This window comes from Ensifer sp., assembly GCF_035999185.1.
GTDB lineage: Bacteria > Pseudomonadota > Alphaproteobacteria > Rhizobiales > Rhizobiaceae > Ensifer.
On sequence record NZ_DASYHB010000147.1, the window covers coordinates 1 to 2,102 of the forward strand.

Sequence of the window (2,102 nt, forward strand, 5' to 3'; positions counted from 1 at the left end):
GATCGAGCCGAAGTCCAAGGGCGACCAGGAAAAGATGGGCCTCGCGCTCAACCGCCTGGCTGCTGAAGACCCGTCGTTCCGCGTCAAGACCGACCAGGAATCCGGCCAGACGATCATCGCCGGCATGGGCGAACTTCACCTGGACATCATCGTCGACCGTATGCGTCGCGAGTTCAAGGTTGAAGCAAACGTCGGTGCTCCGCAGGTTGCTTACCGCGAAACCATCACGCGCCAGCACGAAGAAGACTACACGCACAAGAAGCAGTCCGGTGGTACCGGCCAGTTCGCGCGCGTCAAGATCGTCTTCGAACCGAACCCGGAAGGCGAAGACTTCAAGTTCGAATCCAAGATCGTCGGTGGTGCTGTTCCGAAGGAATACATCCCGGGCGTTCAGAAGGGTATCGAAAGCGTTCTGTCTTCGGGTCCGCTCGCTGGCTTCCCGATGCTGGGCGTCAAGGCGACGCTCATCGACGGCGCATTCCACGACGTCGACTCGTCGGTTCTCGCCTTCGAAATCGCATCGCGTGCTTGCTTCCGTGAAGCGGCCAAGAAGGCTGGCGCACAGCTTCTCGAGCCGATGATGAAGGTCGAAGTCGTAACGCCGGAAGACTACGTCGGTGACGTTATCGGCGACCTGAACTCGCGTCGTGGCCAGATCCAGGGCCAGGAAACGCGTGGCGTTGCTGTCGTTATCAGCGCAAACGTCCCGCTCGCGAACATGTTCAAGTACGTCGACAACCTGCGTTCGATGTCCCAGGGCCGCGCGCAGTACACGATGACCTTCGATCACTACGCGCCGGTTCCGTCGAACGTCGCGCAGGAAATCCAGGCGAAGTATTCCGGTCAGAAGTGACCGGAATACTGAGACGCTGACAGAAGATTAAGAGTTTTCCCCGGTAGGGGATAGAAAACGGAGAGCCGGAAATGGCAAAGAGCAAATTTGAGCGCAACAAGCCGCACGTTAACATTGGCACGATTGGCCACGTTGACCATGGCAAGACGTCGCTGACCGCAGCGATCACGAAGTACTTCGGCGAGTTCAAGGCGTACGACCAGATCGACGCGGCTCCGGAAGAAAAGGCCCGTGGTATCACGATTTCGACGGCGCACGTTGAGTATGAGACGCCGAACCGTCACTACGCTCACGTTGACTGCCCCGGCCACGCCGACTACGTCAAGAACATGATCACCGGTGCAGCGCAGATGGACGGCGCGATCCTGGTTTGCTCGGCTGCTGACGGCCCGATGCCGCAGACCCGCGAGCACATCCTGCTTGCTCGCCAGGTTGGCGTTCCGGCAATCGTCGTGTTCCTCAACAAGGTCGACCAGGTTGACGACGCCGAGCTTCTCGAACTCGTCGAGCTTGAAGTTCGCGAACTTCTGTCGTCCTACGAATTCCCGGGCGACGACATTCCGATCATCAAGGGCTCGGCTCTTGCTGCTCTGGAAGATTCGGACAAGAAGATCGGCGAAGACGCGATCCGCGAGCTGATGGCTGCCGTTGACGCCTACATCCCGACGCCTGAGCGTCCGATCGACCAGCCGTTCCTGATGCCGATCGAAGACGTGTTCTCGATCTCGGGCCGTGGTACGGTTGTGACCGGTCGCGTTGAGCGCGGCATCGTCAAGGTTGGCGAAGAAGTCGAAATCGTCGGCATCCGCGACACCTCGAAGACGACGGTTACCGGCGTTGAAATGTTCCGCAAGCTGCTCGACCAGGGCCAGGCTGGCGACAACATCGGCGCGCTGATCCGTGGTGTTAACCGTGACGGCGTTGAGCGTGGCCAGATTCTGTGCAAGCCGGGTTCGGTCAAGCCGCACAAGAAGTTCATGGCAGAAGCCTACATTCTGACGAAGGAAGAAGGCGGCCGTCATACGCCGTTCTTCACCAACTACCGTCCGCAGTTCTACTTCCGCACGACGGACGTGACGGGCATCGTCACGCTTCCGGAAGGCACGGAAATGGTTATGCCGGGCGACAACGTCACGGTTGCCGTTGAACTGATCGTTCCGATCGCGATGGAAGAAAAGCTGCGCTTCGCTATCCGCGAAGGCGGCCGTACCGTCGGCGCAGGCATCGTTGCCTCGATCGTCGAGTAATC

The 2,102-nt window shown here is 59.4% G+C and carries 1 protein-coding gene and 1 pseudogene; both read left to right on the forward strand.

Annotated elements, in window-relative coordinates; all coding sequences use genetic code 11:
- Window positions 1-853: pseudogene (gene fusA, locus VGO04_RS19595) on the forward strand (elongation factor G); the annotation flags it as partial.
- 71 nt (window positions 854-924) lie between these two features.
- A complete protein-coding gene (gene tuf / locus VGO04_RS19600) occupies window positions 925-2,100 on the forward strand; it encodes an elongation factor Tu (protein ID WP_034795467.1) in 1,176 nt (391 codons plus the stop codon).
- Window positions 2,101-2,102: the final 2 nt, after the last annotated feature.

Coding starts and splice junctions, on each gene's coding strand:
- tuf (WP_034795467.1), top strand. CDS start 925: ATGGCAAAGAGCAAATTTGAGCGCAACAAGCCGCACGTTAACATTGGC.